At 58.2% G+C, this 14,818-nt stretch carries 11 protein-coding genes; 4 read left to right on the forward strand and 7 right to left on the reverse strand.

The genetic code is table 11. The features are described 5' to 3' along the window. The first annotated feature begins 21 nt into the window (after positions 1 to 21). From QW881_RS04350 to QW881_RS04360, 3 genes are all read left to right on the forward strand, one after another. Complete coding sequence (locus QW881_RS04350) at positions 22 to 930, forward strand: hypothetical protein (RefSeq protein WP_316158305.1); 909 nt, start codon at positions 22 to 24, stop codon at positions 928 to 930. Between the two features lie 693 nt (positions 931 to 1,623). Further along, a complete protein-coding gene (locus QW881_RS04355; protein ID WP_316158306.1) occupies positions 1,624 to 5,700 on the forward strand; it encodes a DEAD/DEAH box helicase in 4,077 nt (1,358 codons plus the stop codon). Between the two features lie 59 nt (positions 5,701 to 5,759). Continuing rightward, a complete protein-coding gene (locus QW881_RS04360; RefSeq protein WP_316158307.1) occupies positions 5,760 to 6,593 on the forward strand; it encodes a hypothetical protein in 834 nt (277 codons plus the stop codon). Between the two features lie 393 nt (positions 6,594 to 6,986). On the opposite strand, the gene QW881_RS04365 is transcribed toward QW881_RS04360, so the two are convergent. The 5 genes from QW881_RS04365 to QW881_RS04385 all read right to left on the reverse strand — a co-directional run bounded on the left by QW881_RS04365 (position 6,987) and on the right by QW881_RS04385 (position 12,723). After that, positions 6,987 to 9,713, reverse strand: a complete 2,727-nt coding sequence (locus tag QW881_RS04365; protein WP_316158308.1) for a TrlF family AAA-like ATPase — start codon at positions 9,711 to 9,713, stop codon at positions 6,987 to 6,989. Positions 9,714 to 10,153: 440 nt separating this feature from the next. Further along, a complete protein-coding gene (locus QW881_RS04370) occupies positions 10,154 to 10,939 on the reverse strand; it encodes a hypothetical protein (protein ID WP_316158309.1) in 786 nt (261 codons plus the stop codon). 37 nt (positions 10,940 to 10,976) lie between these two features. After that, a complete protein-coding gene (locus tag QW881_RS04375; protein WP_316158310.1) occupies positions 10,977 to 11,366 on the reverse strand; it encodes a hypothetical protein in 390 nt (129 codons plus the stop codon). Positions 11,367 to 12,190: 824 nt separating this feature from the next. Next, a complete protein-coding gene (locus QW881_RS04380; RefSeq protein WP_316158311.1) occupies positions 12,191 to 12,460 on the reverse strand; it encodes a hypothetical protein in 270 nt (89 codons plus the stop codon). A gap of 20 nt (positions 12,461 to 12,480) precedes the next feature. Continuing rightward, a complete protein-coding gene (locus tag QW881_RS04385) occupies positions 12,481 to 12,723 on the reverse strand; it encodes a hypothetical protein (protein ID WP_316158312.1) in 243 nt (80 codons plus the stop codon). 341 nt (positions 12,724 to 13,064) lie between these two features. Between QW881_RS04385 and QW881_RS04390 the strand changes: the two genes are divergently transcribed. Beyond that, on the forward strand, positions 13,065 to 14,030 hold the full coding sequence (locus tag QW881_RS04390; RefSeq protein WP_316158313.1) for a replication-relaxation family protein: 966 nt from the start codon (positions 13,065 to 13,067) through the stop codon (positions 14,028 to 14,030). Between the two features lie 250 nt (positions 14,031 to 14,280). Here QW881_RS04390 and QW881_RS04395 read toward each other — a convergent pair whose 3' ends face one another. After that, positions 14,281 to 14,559, reverse strand: coding sequence for a type II toxin-antitoxin system RelE/ParE family toxin (locus tag QW881_RS04395; RefSeq protein WP_316158314.1), 279 nt, complete (start codon positions 14,557 to 14,559; stop codon positions 14,281 to 14,283). Further along, positions 14,556 to 14,789: a hypothetical protein gene (locus QW881_RS04400; protein ID WP_316158315.1), complete on the reverse strand. Its 234-nt coding sequence runs from the start codon at positions 14,787 to 14,789 to the stop codon at positions 14,556 to 14,558. Before QW881_RS04400 ends, QW881_RS04395 begins: the two co-directional genes overlap by 4 nt. Between the last annotated feature and the right edge of the window lie 29 nt (positions 14,790 to 14,818).

Below are 14,818 nucleotides of genomic sequence, written 5' to 3' on the forward strand. Positions count from 1 at the left end.
TTCAGCGATTATCTAAGAGCGATGAAAAAGATATTTTGGCGCGAACAGATTCTGAGGAGAGACATCGATACGCTCAAGCGACAGCTTCGCGAGAGGCTGGGTGGCTATCGCGTCGCGATCAACTATCCGACGCGGGACAATTTGTTATTCCGCGGTGTTGTGTGCGACGAGCGTCCCCACACCATTGATCGCATTTCCTATCCTCCGGCCGATAAGGTCACGAAGCTCGGCCGGCTCAACAGGATTGGGCAGCCGATGTTTTACAGTAGCAGAGCAGCGCCTGCAGTTTACTACGAAATTCACGCGCGGCCCGGTCAATGTATCGCCGTCTCAACCTGGGAATTCATTGAGCCGCTGTGGATGCACAATCTTGGATATCACGCGGATTCGGTTAGGCGGATCGGCGGAGCGATAGACGGCCAACGAGGGCGGTTGACGAACCCGATCGCGAACGAGACGAAGTTTAATGCTCAACTGAGGCGTCAGCTTTCAGAGGCGTTCACTGAAGACGTCGAAGAGGGTCAGGAGGAACGGTACAAACTGCCAATCGCTATCAATGAGCTTCTCTTCGATGATGCCGGGCCTCTCCCGACCGACGTACCCGACGGACCGCGATGTGACGAAGCTGCAGCCACAGTGTATCCCGCAATGCGAATGCGCGGGTTCGCGGATAACATAGCGATATGGCCCAAGTTCGCGGATCGCTGGCTACGCCTAAGAGCGGTCAGCTACGTATTGGTAGAGGCCGCGGACGCAACGAGGTCAGCGTACACCATCTCAAGCATCGATATGTCCGAAGACGTTTCGGGAAGAGAATTGATTTGGAAGGGCGGTGTCACAGATGAGAGACGGCGGCGTGGTCATATTTCGTTTGAGAATGGACGCTGGGTTCAGCGTGACGGACTGAATGAAGTTTACGCTGTTCACTGAGCCGATGGAGAAGTGGTGGCCGCCTGGATGATGACATCCGGGTGTTCGTTGGTGTGAGGCCGCTTTGGTCGGTGACGATGTAGTCGATGGTGTCGGTGGAGACCGCAGACGTATCGATCACGACATTGCTGGTGAGCGTTCCGTTGAGGAACGTCTTGATGCCGAGGTTGAGGTCGGCTTGCGGGCCAGTAATGGTTGCGCCCAGGTTACAGTAGGTTATCGCCGACGTTAACGTGTGCGGGGTTGTCGGCGTCGATTGAGATCAGGGGTAGCGTGTTGGGTCGTTGCCGTCGCATCCGCCAGCAGCGACATCTCGGGCAAGTAGCTAGGGCGAGCATGTTCTCCTTGCCGCCGTATCGGTAGCGGAAGTGCCATAAGCACGGCGGGGAGGGCTCGTGGTGCCGAGGGCGGAATCGAACTATGCTATAAGGTAATGGTTTTCTAGAGATAAATTGCGAAACAGTCCCATCCTTGCGTGCCCCCGGATCGAATTGCTCATCCGTGGGCACATGTGCACACCTATACGCAAGTCGAGTGCCGCGACAACCATCCGGTTCGTTACCCGGTTGGGCAAGACGTTCATCACAACCGGGTTGACGTTAGGAAGGATGCCGAACAATCTGTGCGAGATTCCTTATTTCACGTACCCGCGGGGGAATTATGCCGCCATCGATCCTAGCCCTAGAAGCTTCAATGGACCATACCCCCCAAGGTCCTCGCGAGGTGGGGGGGCTGATTGCCATTAGGGGCTTCTATTACCAATGGCTGTATTCGCTCCGCCTCATGCCGAGGATTCTCGACGGTACCTACGATGCATACCGCTGTGAAGATGTCGACGACTATCTCGCATGGAGCATCGACAAGCCTTCGCAGCGGATTACCAACCTGCGCGTCGTTCAGGTCAAGCACCGCAATGCCGACGAATGCCTGCTTCGTGACACTAAGCTTGTCGAATCGGTTCTCGAAGGCTTCGCCCTCCTTTGCGACGGGCGTCTCGCGCGTTGCGGGGGCGCCGAGATGGACTTCCGTCTGGTGTACAACCCTACACATGACTGCCAAGCGTCCGGGTGCATCAGCGCGATAGAGCGGCTGGACGCATATTCCCATCTGCAGGAACGAATGCTAACGATCGGCGTCGCCCGAAACTCAAAATTCACATGCGAGCCCTTCCTTCACCTGCCTCACAGCAAGCAGGAAATCCTCTCCGAACTCAAGTTCCTGGAAACTGATACGCCAGGGTTGCTTCAGTTCTTCGAGAAAACGGGCAGAACCGATGCTCTTATCAAGAGCATTATAGGCTTGATTGCGCCCTTTCACGAAGGCCAAAAAGGCCCGTTCACGTCCGACCAGCTCAATCTCGACCGTACGATCTTTGACCGAACAACGGCGCGACAGGAACTACGCTCCGCGATCAATAGCGCGGCCGATCGGGCGAACGACACTCGGCAACGGCTTCAGGTGCAGGAATACATAGCAGCTGCTGGACGTTCGGCCAGACGTGATTTCCAGACAAAAAGACCGCATCAACGCGCTGATATTCCTGCCGACACAGTGCTTCTAGAAATCGACAATCCCGACGACTTCAAGCTTGCGCTCACAAAAGTTCATCTCCTTAAGGACGGGGCGCAGTCGGTCTTCTGGCGCAGCTCGGAACTAAGATTCTCTCACACCGCGCAAGCCTATGGCCTGAGCCAATCTCTCGGCGACGCGATTCCGCTGCATGTTTATCTGTCGACGCACAACCCACACCATCACGATCGCATCACACTCATCCGTTCCCTCGTGCAGGCAGCAGCCGAATGGAGCCGCGTGGGCGCCTTCCTTGAAGATTTCCGGGCAGATGATCCGGCGTTCCAACACCTATATTTCGTCAAGCCCGGCCGATCTCCAGTAATTTCTATTGCGGACCTTGCCGTCATCGGACTGGATGATCCTGCTGCGGAAGGGCTCCTCGCAGCAGACTGGGTTCGAGGTCCTTCGCTCGGCAAGGCAATCCGGCAAATCTACTACGGCTCGGTAATACTCTCCGAAGTGATGGCAAGCGCGCTATTCCGGGCGGCCTGGAACGACAACGTCGTTTATGAGTTGGCAGGTTGGCTGGAAAATGCTCTGCCTCGCGCTCAAGACCTCACGTGCGAAATTGACAGACTGTTTGCCGCGGAAATCTGCCGCGATCCCTTCTTCGTGGGCGAACTCGATGGACAATTCATCCGCGATTGCGTGAACGCGGATATCATCCGGGCATCCGACGCTCTCTCTGAATGCGTACCCGTTCGTTTGCTCTTTGACCGCGCCCTGGGGCAGCCTCATGTCTATTTCGCTGCCGGCGAGGATTCCCAGATTGGTCTTATTCTTCGGGGTAACTCCCTGCCGACCGCGCATCGCCTTGCGCGATATGACATGCGGCGGTGGTCGAGCGCCCGGCAGCGCGATCATCAGATGGGCGTGCCCGCCGAGGGAATACTCGACAACGCCTTGATGTTTGTTCGGGTTGGGTCAAAGGACGACGCACGAAATGTGGCCGAGCAAGTTTTCGGCGTGGACTACGACCGATACCGAAAGTGGATGGAAGAGTGGCTTCGTCGCGCGCGGGAGCACGTAGTCCGAGCGGAGCTACCGGCCATTCTTGATCGGGAATTAAGCTGGATTAATTGGCAGTATACGCAGCTGGACAAACTGGCAGGCACGAGTTTTCCCTTTCAGCTGCAGGAAGAAAGTGGGTTCGGCTCAGGTCAATCTCTCCTGGTCATCAGTCAGGGTAAGCAGCTCCTCAACCACCTAGCCAGCTCGGGATATGGCGATCGTGAAGGCCGTCTGCAACTGAACGTCCGGGGATTCGCTGACGATGGCAGGGAATTTCAATGTATATCCGAGTCCATCGAATACCAGGGTAGTAAAGCTTACCTAACGGTCGTGGGCGAGAACGAGGCCGACGAAATCGCTCCAGATGGAAGCATCAGCTTCACGGATGAGGGAATGGACGCGGTCCTCGGAGCAGATGCCGCTCCACTTCGCATCCTGAAAGCCTCCTATTTCACACCTGCGGAGTCTTCGCCGGCGCCGACACTCGCTTGGAATGTCCTGGCGCCCCTGGTCGGATCGGAGGTTCTCCCACCCCGCCGACAACTCAGCTTTCCAACACCGGCCCTCCCTGCATGGCACTATCTCCAAGGCGAATTCGCACGAGTCACCCGACATCCGATCGACGTTTTGTACGACCACGTGTTCAGGGGCCAATCGCCGTTCAACTGCTCGTTGGTTACGGGTGCAGCGGGTACCGGAAAGACTGCACTTGTCGCCGACCTTTCCATCCGGTTCCTCGACGAATGCGCGGGCACCTCTAGCTTTCCGCCAGCACGCATCGTCGTCGTGGCCTCTACCCACTATGCGCTCGACAATTTTGTCCGCGTATTGCGTGAGCGTTCAGGCGGTCGGCACGTTCCCTACCGATTTGTTCCTCGAAGAGGCCGTGACGATAAAGGTCTCGATAAAGAACTCTACAACTGGTCGCAGGAGCACTACAAACGGATCGTATCCGCACTGCTCCACGAAATCCAAAGTAAGTCTGCGGAGTCTGGCCTTCAGGAAACGATCGACCGAGTTCAGCGAGAATTGCGCGCCATTGAAACGGCCGAATCCCCTGATACTGACGGGCCAGCGCTTATCCCATCGCACGAAAAATGGCGAACTCGCGTACTCGGTAAGAGGCGTGGGCTTACCTCCCGCGAACGAACTCTCGTGCAAGAGATGGTGCGGCAGCGCCTGAAGGCGCTTCAGCAGCTCAAGGACCAACCTGACGACGTTTGCGGCCTAACGCCAGGCGTGCCGCGGCTCGATCCATACGCGTGCTTCGCGGCCCCGATCATCGTGACCAGTGTCGACGCCCTGGATCGGCTGCCGGACGTGCACTGCGACCTGGTGATCTTCGAGGAGGCCAGCCAACTGCGGCTGGTAAAGCTGTTCAAGGTTTTGACCAAACTCATCCGCGCCCGCGGTGACGGAACCTCGCCCAAAATCGTCATGAGCGGCGACTCGCGGCAATTGCCGCCCTTTCTAGAAACGATCGAGGGAAGCGACGCCGGAAAGTCCCGCGCGCACGCAACAGTTCTCCGGCAGGCGATTGCAACGGCGGAAACGCCCTTCGAGGCCATTGGCCGCCGTAATCCATCACTCGTCACGATACTTTCGCGCCAGCATCGCATGCATCCGTCTGTCGCGGAGCTTGTTCGACGCCTGTTCTATAGCGACCAGATATGGGAACTAGCAAAGCGCGAAAGGGATGACCGCGTATTTTGGCACGATACATCGCATTCTCAAGACACTCATTGGAAACAGGATGGCACAAGCCGCTACAACGACGCGGAGATCGATGCGATCGCGCGGCTTGTTGGCAGCATCCGCAATACATCCGAAAATCTACTGATTGTCTCGCCGTATGCTGCGCAAGTGTCGAAGCTAAGATATGCTGTTTCCCAAGCTGCGGATGTGCAGACGATCGACGGGTGCCAAGGAAGGCAAGCGCATTCGGTCATCGTGTCCTTCGTTTCGCTAAAATTCCCGACAAGTAGCGACTTTGTGATCGACCCGCGCCGAATGAACGTCGCCTTTTCACGCGCAAGCGAACGGCTACACTTGGTCGGCAATCTGACAGAGCTCTTGGAGAGTGTTGCCAAGACTGATGAGAAGTATCCACACATGGCAGGATTAGCGGCTCTCTTCGGCCCCGGTGGCCCTCTCCAGCACTGTGTGCTCCCGGCTCTATCGCTGTGAAAAAACTCGGCCCACCTGACCACCGGGACATATTCAGCCGCCTAGCTGGTGTGCCCGGCGTGAACCAGCTTAGATTTCTGACGCTGGTCGATCGCGTTATTAGCGCAGAGCTTGACATTCGCATCTTTGCGCCAGGCTCTCTGGAGCCTTTGACGGCCAGCATCTTAGAAGAGCTACAGGGCGGAGAGCCGATTCGCTTCGATCAACTTGCAACAAAGCTCGGACTGGCCGACGGCCCCCGGCGCCGCATCCTGGCTGAGATCATTGCCGCGCTTGAACGCTCGCAGGATATTACTGTCACGAGAGCCGCAGACGCTTGCATCGTCGTGCGCGGTCTCGCCTTGCGCAAATCACTGGCAGTGCGTACATTCTTTCAGTTGCAGACTGTGCAATTTCTCCCCCCGGCGCGCTATATGGCTCAAAAGATTTGGGCTCAGAATCTGCATCAATTGGCGGACTTCGAGCGCGAGAACGCCGCCACGATTTCAGTGTGGCAGCGCAGGTGGCCAGACCTATACGAAGACGACGCCCTGAAGTTGGCGATTGAGCACACCTATGAGTCCGTTTATCGATCGCGCTTTGGACGGGTTGATGGCGCGAACGAATATCGGGACGAAATTCTGCAAAGAAGCCAATTGTTGCCCACGGAGGGACGGGTCGCGAAAGCGAATGTCCTCAAGACATCCACGCTAGACTTGGTGATGTACCACCGCTGCTATCTCTATCCTACAAGGTCCGCGGACAGAACGGAGTGGAAAGTGGTCATCAGGCGTTACCCGAGTGGCGGGGAGCAGACGTCATACACCCAATATCTCACAGATCGGTGCCACGACCCAAGATTCCTTAACGAGTTGATCGAATGCGCGCGCCCAATCTCTTCGTTGAACCGCTAATCTAGATCGCTTGCAGTCGGCCGGCTGCCTCTTTCTAACGAGTCCTTCTAAGCAAGAGAGCATCTGGCTTGGAGGACCGCTAGCGGAGGGACGATCCGTGACTCTTTCGCGGCCGAGGTGAGCGGTGGGAAGTTTCGCGCATACCTTGGTCAGGCCTTGCAATATAAGGCGATCGAGGGTCTAGCGAACTACAAGAAATACCTCGGTGACCCACGGACTGTTGCGAGCGCTAATTCTAAACCTATTCTTGAACAATTGGAGGCTCAATGATCGACGACCCTGGCGCACGATCAGCAATCGATATCAGCGGGTCGCCAAGGAAGGACTTGTCGTTGAATTTGCGCTACCGCGCTCGCTTAGGCATGGCGCCGTGGGGATGGCAGAGCCGAGAATCTAGAATCCGTATTTCTCCCTGCGGAGCTCGAAAGCTTCCTGACCACCTTCGAGCAGTTCCTTTATGAGGTCCTTCACCGCGGGAGTATCGATCGAGCCGCACAGCTCGTCCGGAATCGTCGCGTGCTCGATGCCGGCCTCGACAACCGGCGTAAGACCAACGATCTGCTCCGCGTCGCCAAGGACGGGAATATTCGCGTTATGCGATGAAAATACGAACTGGCGCTTGCGCTTCTCCTCCCGCATTGTCGGCACAATGACCTCCACAATGAAACGGTTGTCGAGATCGTCTTCCGGTTGATCGACAATGAGCGGAGCGTCAGACTCTAGCAAGAGCAAGAGAAGGACGGCCGTTGCTTTCTGTCCGGTTGAGAGCTGGTCGAGTTCCTTCCACGTCTGCGCCTTTTCACTTCCGACATTCAACTCCAAGACAGCCTCAGGAACAATCTCGCACTCTTCCACTTCAAGTGCGAGAGACGTTCCGCCCTGCGCGATCTTCTCTGCAGAGACCTGGCTGAAGCCATACTTCTTGATGAGCGAAGGTGCCCCCTCGATGATGGCAGCACCGAAATCCGTCAAGCTTAGGTCATCCAGCATCCGCAAGCGCTCCAGCGCCTGATTGATATTTCCAGAAACATGCTTTCGGACCACGGCCTCCAACTGCTGAAGAGAAGGACTGCGCCGGACTGTTACACGAACGCGGTCCTTCAACCGCTTCGATACTCTTTGCGCGGCCCTCTGCAGTTCCCGGAAGTCCTCCGCTTTCGCGCCATCCCACTTCGCAAGCAGGTCGCGTCGGGTCGACTGGTGCTGCCCGAGGGTTTTCTTTCGCGCCTTCAGCTCGGTCTCTTTGGGCTTCAAGCGATCGACCTGATCCTTGTATGAGACGAACTTCGCCGCATCGTGCCCCTCGGCCTTCAATTTCTTGAGTGTCTGTTGATACGCCTCCTCAGCGGCCTTCTGCTTGGGCGCCCATTCTGCAGCGATTTTCGTAACCGATGCCGATGCTTCGGCAGCGGCAGCCTCGATGCTTTTGCCCGCGGCTTTTATTTTCTGAAGCAGTTTCGTTTGAACCGCATTCAGTTTTGAGAGGATCGCGCCGTTCGGAAGCTTTTTCGCGTCATCGCCCACGAGCGCGCCGTCGGTTTCAGCCGCGGCAAGCACATCGTCGGCGAGCGACTCGGCCTCCTCCACGATTTCAGACGCCTGTTCAAAGAGGCGCTTCTCTTCGTCTATGAGCGTCTTGTCCTTCAGCTTCTCGTCGAGACCTGCTGCCGCAAATCGTTTGAGATGTTCCTTCAAGCTCGGCAGCGCGGCGAGGGCCTGCTCGATGCGTTCGATCTCCGCGATCTCGGTATCAATCGCAGATCGGGACCTCTCAAGCTGTTCCTTGAGCTGGGCTTTCGCGACAGCGCCGCTCGCTGCGGGTTCGGTAAAGCGACGGAGAAGCTGTGCGAGCTTTTCCGGGTATCGGGTCAGCTCTGAAATCTCATGCTGCCCATACACCTCGATATTCCCGAACACAGATTGCGCGCTGACGTCTTGCAAGAGTTCTCCGGCTTGGTTCCGAATTCGGGCTCGGCTGCCGAAGATGCGCTCAATCAAATAGTATTGCGGGGAGGGAAGTGGGGAGCGGATTAAAACCCGGACTGCGGCACCCGATCCCAGCACGCTCTTGATCATGCCCTCGTGCGTCCGCTTTGCCTCGTCCCCTTTAGGCGGCAGCTCGAACGCGTATCTGAGACTTTCGATCAACGTGGACTTGCCAGCGCCGCGACCGCCGACCAGCACATTCAGACACTCGTTGAGGCGAAGCGACTGTCCGTCCAGTAACCCCCCGGCCCAGGAGACGGCAATCAACTCGGTGTGCGCCTTCGGCGTAGGATCGCTGTTGAGGCGAATGCGGGATTCCCAATCAAGAAACGCCTGCCGGAGCCCTTCAACGGAAGGCTTCGTCATTTTTATCCACGTAGTGGAACTGGGGTCAGCGAGCGTCTTTGGCTCGCTGACATCATTCGCGTTCACTACTGCGACTGCGCGAGGCCGCGCGTGAGCGGGATCCTTGTTGGCGATTATGTTGCGACAGTTCTCTGGAGTAGCGCTACGCGCGCCGGGCAATGCGATTGCGAGCAAATCAGGGGATCGCCATACGCGCGCCCGCGACTGGCCCCTCAACGTCGTCAGGAGGCCGCTCGGGCTGCAGGCATGCGCCGCAATCGTGATGCCTCCGTATCCTGGAATAATCTTGAGCAACTGTTCGCAGGTTTTATCGGACTGCGGGGACTCGGCGGCCAGATTGGTGACGCCGCACGCACCTATCACGCGCTCCAATTCCTCCTTCGAAGTAGTCCCCGGAAACAGGCACAGGAGGTGCACGCCCTCACTCGAAGCGGCCTCGAATCCCACGAGCACGTCGATGCCCGCAATAGAAAGCGATGCGGCAAGACCTTGCGATGCTGCAACGCGAAAATGATCGGTTATGGCGACGACCTCGATTCCTTCCTTGAGGCAGACCGCCACTATTGCCGCGTTGTAGTCCTCCTCGGTCTTGAACGGGGTTTGTTTGGCATGACGCGCCAGGTACGCGAAGGGGTTGACCTGAAGAGCGCACTTGTAGAAGCGGGCGCCCGACGATTTCCGGACGGCGGCGGCAATTTCTTCCGGCACGGCCCCATGCTCAACGAGGGTCGCCAGTTCGGGGGCTAGAGAATCAGTCAGGCGGCTCATGGCTGCATACTACCCCTTGGAACGGGTACCGACCAACGGTATCAACTTCTATGCGTAGGCCGCCATGTGGGCAAGGGTCCCCCTTCCTCAAGGCGTGGGGACAACTGGTTAGCGCGGTTGGTCGACGTGATATTGTTCGGTCAACGACCGTATGGAGAGTTTCAAGGGAGCGAACGAGCAACCCAAGGAGCCGGACTGGTACAAAGAGATCGACTGGAATGCGTCGGACTCGGAGCGTCAGGTCGCTCTATTTTACAGCAAGACGTGCGAGGAGCTAAAGGATCGCCCGGGATTTAAGGCGACGTTCCGGAGGCTGACAGAAGAATTTGCGGCGGCGCATCCCGGGCCCGAGGGCGATAAGATTTTTGCGGAGTGGATGATTACTCGAATGCGGGAAGCATTTCCCCGAGAGGAATAGACCGCCGCGGCGGCAGGGACAATTAGAAAAGCAGAAGCTTCCTTTTCGTGGCAACTGTGTACAGCTCGCGAATGATCTCGCTCCACGACTCGATAAGCGGCTCAAGCGCGCCGCGCTTGATTTCTACCGTATCACCGATGTAGTGCCAGTTTGAGATTGTGAAATTCGGCTGATAAGCGGAAATACTCGCGCGGATATCTGGCTCGTGCTTGTAACCTTTGAGAGCGCCGGCATTGTGCATGATGCTGTTGCGTACCCAAATGAGAAATTCCAAGTATCTAATTTGATGCGTCAACGGCAAGTCGCAACGTTCAGCGAAAACGGTGAGCAGGTGAATCGCAAGCGCAGTGCGCTTGGGCGGCTGTGTGACATGAAATGAGGGCTTCAGGACGGTCATCGACCATTCAATGGTCGACGTGAAGGCTGTTAGAGCCGCGTAGCGCACTCTCATTGGGAGCGCGACATCGAAACGAAAGTCGATGTTATGCAAGAGGTGTTCGCGATACGAAAAGACTTCAGGCTTCTCAAGGCCAGCGTCTGCAACGTCTTTTTCCACTCCTTGCAGAGCGACCGCTTTCTGGTGAGCGATATTGTCCTCTGAAAAGGTCAGAAAGTCAGCAACGTTGGAAAGGACCCCGAGCTGATCGAGAGCGAACCTTGGGGTGTTGAGGAATTTTTCCGCGTCGAAGGCCATCTGTCGCGTCTCCGAGAACGTCTCCACGAATACCACAAGAGCCAGCCGCGGCGGCAGGAAGTCCAATGTATAATTCGGGAAGCGGATCGCCGCGGCGGGCTTTGCAGCGAACATGGCTCACCCGACGCTTTAGCGTCGGGTGAGAGGCAAGCTACTGGCTCGCGATAATGAGACACGGTATGCCGGTCTCGTCCTCTTTGCGGGCGCACAACGCCACAAAGTCGCGGTAGTGCTTTCGCACGCGCTCGATGGCCGATTCATCGGGCGCGCTGAACGCATCAAGTCGCTCGCGCGTCTCCACGATGTGGAGTGCATCCGGTAGCCGTTTTTGCAACGAGCTGGCGGCGATCCGCGCTCGGCCGTACCGGAAGGCTTCCGGAACAAGCGCCTTCGTCGCGTACGGCTCGCCGTAGTACGGCTCATGCAAGTAGCCAACATTGCCGGACTCGATGCCATACCCGGCATCGAATTTTCCGCCGAGCTGGGCCGCGGCCTCCGCCATACTCATGCGGTCCCACTGCGCACAGACTTCGATTTCCATACGATGATTAGTAATGAGGGCTGATAAGTTCGACCTCTCACGGTTGCCCCGCGAGACGCTCTCATGCGGGCGGCCGGCAAAGCGCGCGGTCAAGGGGGAAAGCCTTGATGCGCGCGGACGGCAGCCACGCAAGCGACGCGGCCCTTGACGGCGTGCTGCGGCCACTACCATGAGGAGAGCGACGCGGGGCAACTGGATAAACGGAGCCTCTTTGTCTCGGCTCCTGACGCCGCCGGCCGCAACCAGCCAGCCCCCGGCCGTGGCCTATCGCGGAAGGCCGTCACGGGACGCGAACGGGACGCCGCCGGGCGGCATAACGTGACGCCCAGGGAGGACTATCGGACGGCTCTGCTGTCCGATAGCCCGGACACTGGGTGTTCGTTATCTCTGCACCGGCGGCGGGTAGACAGCGAAACGAACTGGCCGCCAGCGCTCCGGCGGTACTCCGGCGGACCGGCGGCGGTCCGTTCGTTTCTCCGCTGTGGATTGAGGCGGTCCACGGTCGGGCAGGGGTCGGCGCAGGAACGTGCACGAGGGCACGGCGGCCTTCAGGCCGCGGGCCCGAGGCACCAATCTCGAACTCCCTCCGGGAGCAGCGCGCCAGCGCACACATAAGCAAGAAAAACAAACCAACGTAGTATCCAGTCGCGCGCGGCGAGGGAAAAAGGGGTCGCGCAATCAATTTGAAATCGCTGCGAAATTTTCGTTCCCCAAACAGATACGGGGGTACTTACGGCAACAGGGGAGGTATGGGGGCGCGTATCAATAGAAAGAAGCCGCCGGCTATGCCGGCGGCTTGCGAGCCTGCCCTCAGCTGAGGGCGGCTACCGGCGTCGAGAGCCGGATTTGTTGTTGCGGTCGCTTCGATCTGGGGGATTCTGCGAACGCGAGTCGTCATCCTTCGGCGGGCGTAGCACGATCTTGCACTGCCCGTCCTTGTCCGGGAGCGGAAGTGCCTGCAGGATCAGGTTAAATCCTTCACCTGATTGGTGGGCGAAGGCGGCGCCGATCGGAAGCCAGAAATCGTCCTGACCCTCGCCCCGCTTGATGACAGTGAATGCCCGGAAATCGGGCCTGTGTACTTCGGTACTCATGTCGTCTCTCCATTGAGGTTTCAGTGACGCGGCGCGACCGCGTCGCGGATCATCAGCAGTGCCATGTCGAGCGTATCGACACGGCCCGAGCCCATCTCCATCAGCTCCAACTCACCCTCGTGCTCGCAAACGGTCGCGGTGACGCCGACATAGAGACCGCCGTCATCCGTCGGTGCGAGTTCGATGGAATAGAATTGAATGAGGGAGGCGAGATCGGCAGGGGGTTGGGTTGCCCCAACCGCAGGAGCGTCTCGTTGCAACATCTCTATTCTCCGTCTTGCAAGACCGACATCCGAGTAGGGTGCCGGTCAACAAGACGGATGACTGCCTTAAGGATGCACCGTCGGATTCGGCTGCGCAAGGATGGCCACTGCACAAGGAAACGCTCGTACTTCTTCAACAGATGTTTTGGTTGATGCGGTCGTAGAACAGGGCGTCGTTTGCATGGATAGCCCAAAGCGGCGCTACGCGGACCCTGTCAAGGGTGGAATCGCCGGAGGCGACGGCGCGTTGGCCGCCCTTGATAGGGGAGCGTCCGCCGCAACAAAGGCGTCCATGCACACGACCAAAAAGGAACGTCCTTTGACGCGCTATAATCAGTTCTATGGAAACGTTTGCTCGGGAGCGGCGAAGATTTTTCGAACGGCCGGAAGATCCGCGGCCAGTGCGGCTGACTCCGCGCAACATCGAACTGCTTCGGAATATCGCCCGGCTGCGGCTGGCCTCGGCGGCGCAGCTCGCCGCGCTTGACGGCGGGAGCGCGCAAAATGTTTCGCGGGCGCTGCTCGCACTGTTTGAGAACGGCTATGTGGAACGGCCCGTCGCGCAGGTCGCGAGCCGGTTGCTGTACGAAGGGTCGCGCCCGACAATCTATGCGCTGACGCGGAAAGGCGCCGGGTTGCTGCGCAAGCACGGCGAAGACGTGCGGCGGCGTTTGCTCGATGGCATCGACAGCGAGCGTGGCGCCGGTTGGCGCTTTATCGAACACACGGTTTCGATCGCCGAATTCTGGGTCGCGCTTGAGCTGGCCGCGCGTAGTCGAAGTGATCTGCGCGTCTTGGAACGAAACGAAATCTTGGATGATGCGCCGAAGTGCAACCGTGATCGCCTGGTCAAACTGGAAGCGAGCATCAGGATCGGCGGCGTGTTGAGGCGGAACGCGGTGGTGCCGGATGTGCTCTTCGGTCTGCGGATGAGCGATGCAAAAGAGAGCTACTTCATGGTCGAAATCGATAGGGGAGAGATGCCGGTCGAACGTTATCGCAACGCGCACCGAACGTACTTTTCAAAGAAGCTGCAAACCTACCTCGAAGCCAACCGGCAACGCCGCCACGTGCACGATCTCGGTATCGAGAATTTTCGGGTCCTCACAATAACCACGGACGCAAACCGGATTGATCGGATGCTCACTGCGCTCGATCATCTCACCAATGGGAAGGGCTCAAACTTGTTCCTGTTTGCCGATTTCGAGACGCTAGGAGCGAGCAATCCGTTGGAAGCGATGTGGCTGACTGGGAAAGGAGAGCGAGCACGAATCATAAACAACGCAGCCGTAGGAGCGTCAGCATAGCGACGGCGCAGCCGGGACGCGGGACCGACTGCAGCGACGAGGCCGGTTAAGAAGGCACCCGCAGGAGCCTCAGCATAGCGCCGCCCATTTCGGGCGGGAGGCGGGACCGAGTGCCTCCGGCGAGGAGCACAATAGGGGAGCGGCAACGATCGTCGCCCGCAAGGGACGAGACCGATCTAAAAAGAGGGAAGCGGGCTCGGTGGCGCGATCAGCGCGATAGAGCGTGGCGGCCGAAGGCCGAGCCGGCCGCCTAATGACGCTGTGCCCCATGGAAGACTCCAATAATGATGAGTTCGCTTTCGTCCTGATTGATTTCGTGCACCACGATGTAGAGGAGTCCTGCAACCGTCCATTCATAAGTGTCGCGCACGCTGCCGACATGCCCTAGATGCGGAAATTCCGCGAGCCGGTCGCAATCGGCGAAGATGCGACCAACGATGTGCGCGGCGGCGGCCGGGCTACGGTGCCCAAGATAGAACCCGATGGCGTCGATATGAGTCAGCGCTTCCAACGTGAAGCGCACTTTCATGATCGGAATTTTTGCCTAGCAGTCTTGACCTCGGCGTCCGTCGCGATCCGGGTCGATCCGTCGCGCAGTCCGCGACGAATGCGGTGGACCTCCGCGACTTGATGCGGCCGTAGCTGGTATTCGCGCGCGTCGTTCGAGATGTAAACAAACAGCACGTCCGCCGCGGCATCCTGTTCATCTTCCGGCAGGTCGCGCAGTTGTTCGATGGCCTCCTCAAGCAACTTGGTCATACCCTTGCATTGTAGCAAATCATCGAAAT

This window comes from Bradyrhizobium sp. SZCCHNS3016 (genome assembly GCF_032484535.1).
Classification (GTDB): domain Bacteria; phylum Pseudomonadota; class Alphaproteobacteria; order Rhizobiales; family Xanthobacteraceae; genus Bradyrhizobium.

Bases quoted from the DNA above. Each gene is read 5' to 3' on its own strand.
- QW881_RS04400 (WP_316158315.1), bottom strand. From the start codon at position 14,789: ATGACCAAGTTGCTTGAGGAGGCCATCGAACAACTGCGCGACCTGCCG.
- QW881_RS04355 (WP_316158306.1), top strand. From the start codon at position 1,624: ATGGACCATACCCCCCAAGGTCCTCGCGAGGTGGGGGGGCTGATTGCC.
- QW881_RS04370 (WP_316158309.1), bottom strand. From the start codon at position 10,939: ATGTTCGCTGCAAAGCCCGCCGCGGCGATCCGCTTCCCGAATTATACA.
- QW881_RS04365 (WP_316158308.1), bottom strand. From the start codon at position 9,713: ATGAGCCGCCTGACTGATTCTCTAGCCCCCGAACTGGCGACCCTCGTT.
- QW881_RS04350 (WP_316158305.1), top strand. From the start codon at position 22: ATGAAAAAGATATTTTGGCGCGAACAGATTCTGAGGAGAGACATCGAT.
- QW881_RS04385 (WP_316158312.1), bottom strand. From the start codon at position 12,723: ATGTTGCAACGAGACGCTCCTGCGGTTGGGGCAACCCAACCCCCTGCC.
- QW881_RS04390 (WP_316158313.1), top strand. From the start codon at position 13,065: ATGGAAACGTTTGCTCGGGAGCGGCGAAGATTTTTCGAACGGCCGGAA.
- QW881_RS04375 (WP_316158310.1), bottom strand. From the start codon at position 11,366: ATGGAAATCGAAGTCTGTGCGCAGTGGGACCGCATGAGTATGGCGGAG.
- QW881_RS04380 (WP_316158311.1), bottom strand. From the start codon at position 12,460: ATGAGTACCGAAGTACACAGGCCCGATTTCCGGGCATTCACTGTCATC.
- QW881_RS04395 (WP_316158314.1), bottom strand. From the start codon at position 14,559: ATGAAAGTGCGCTTCACGTTGGAAGCGCTGACTCATATCGACGCCATC.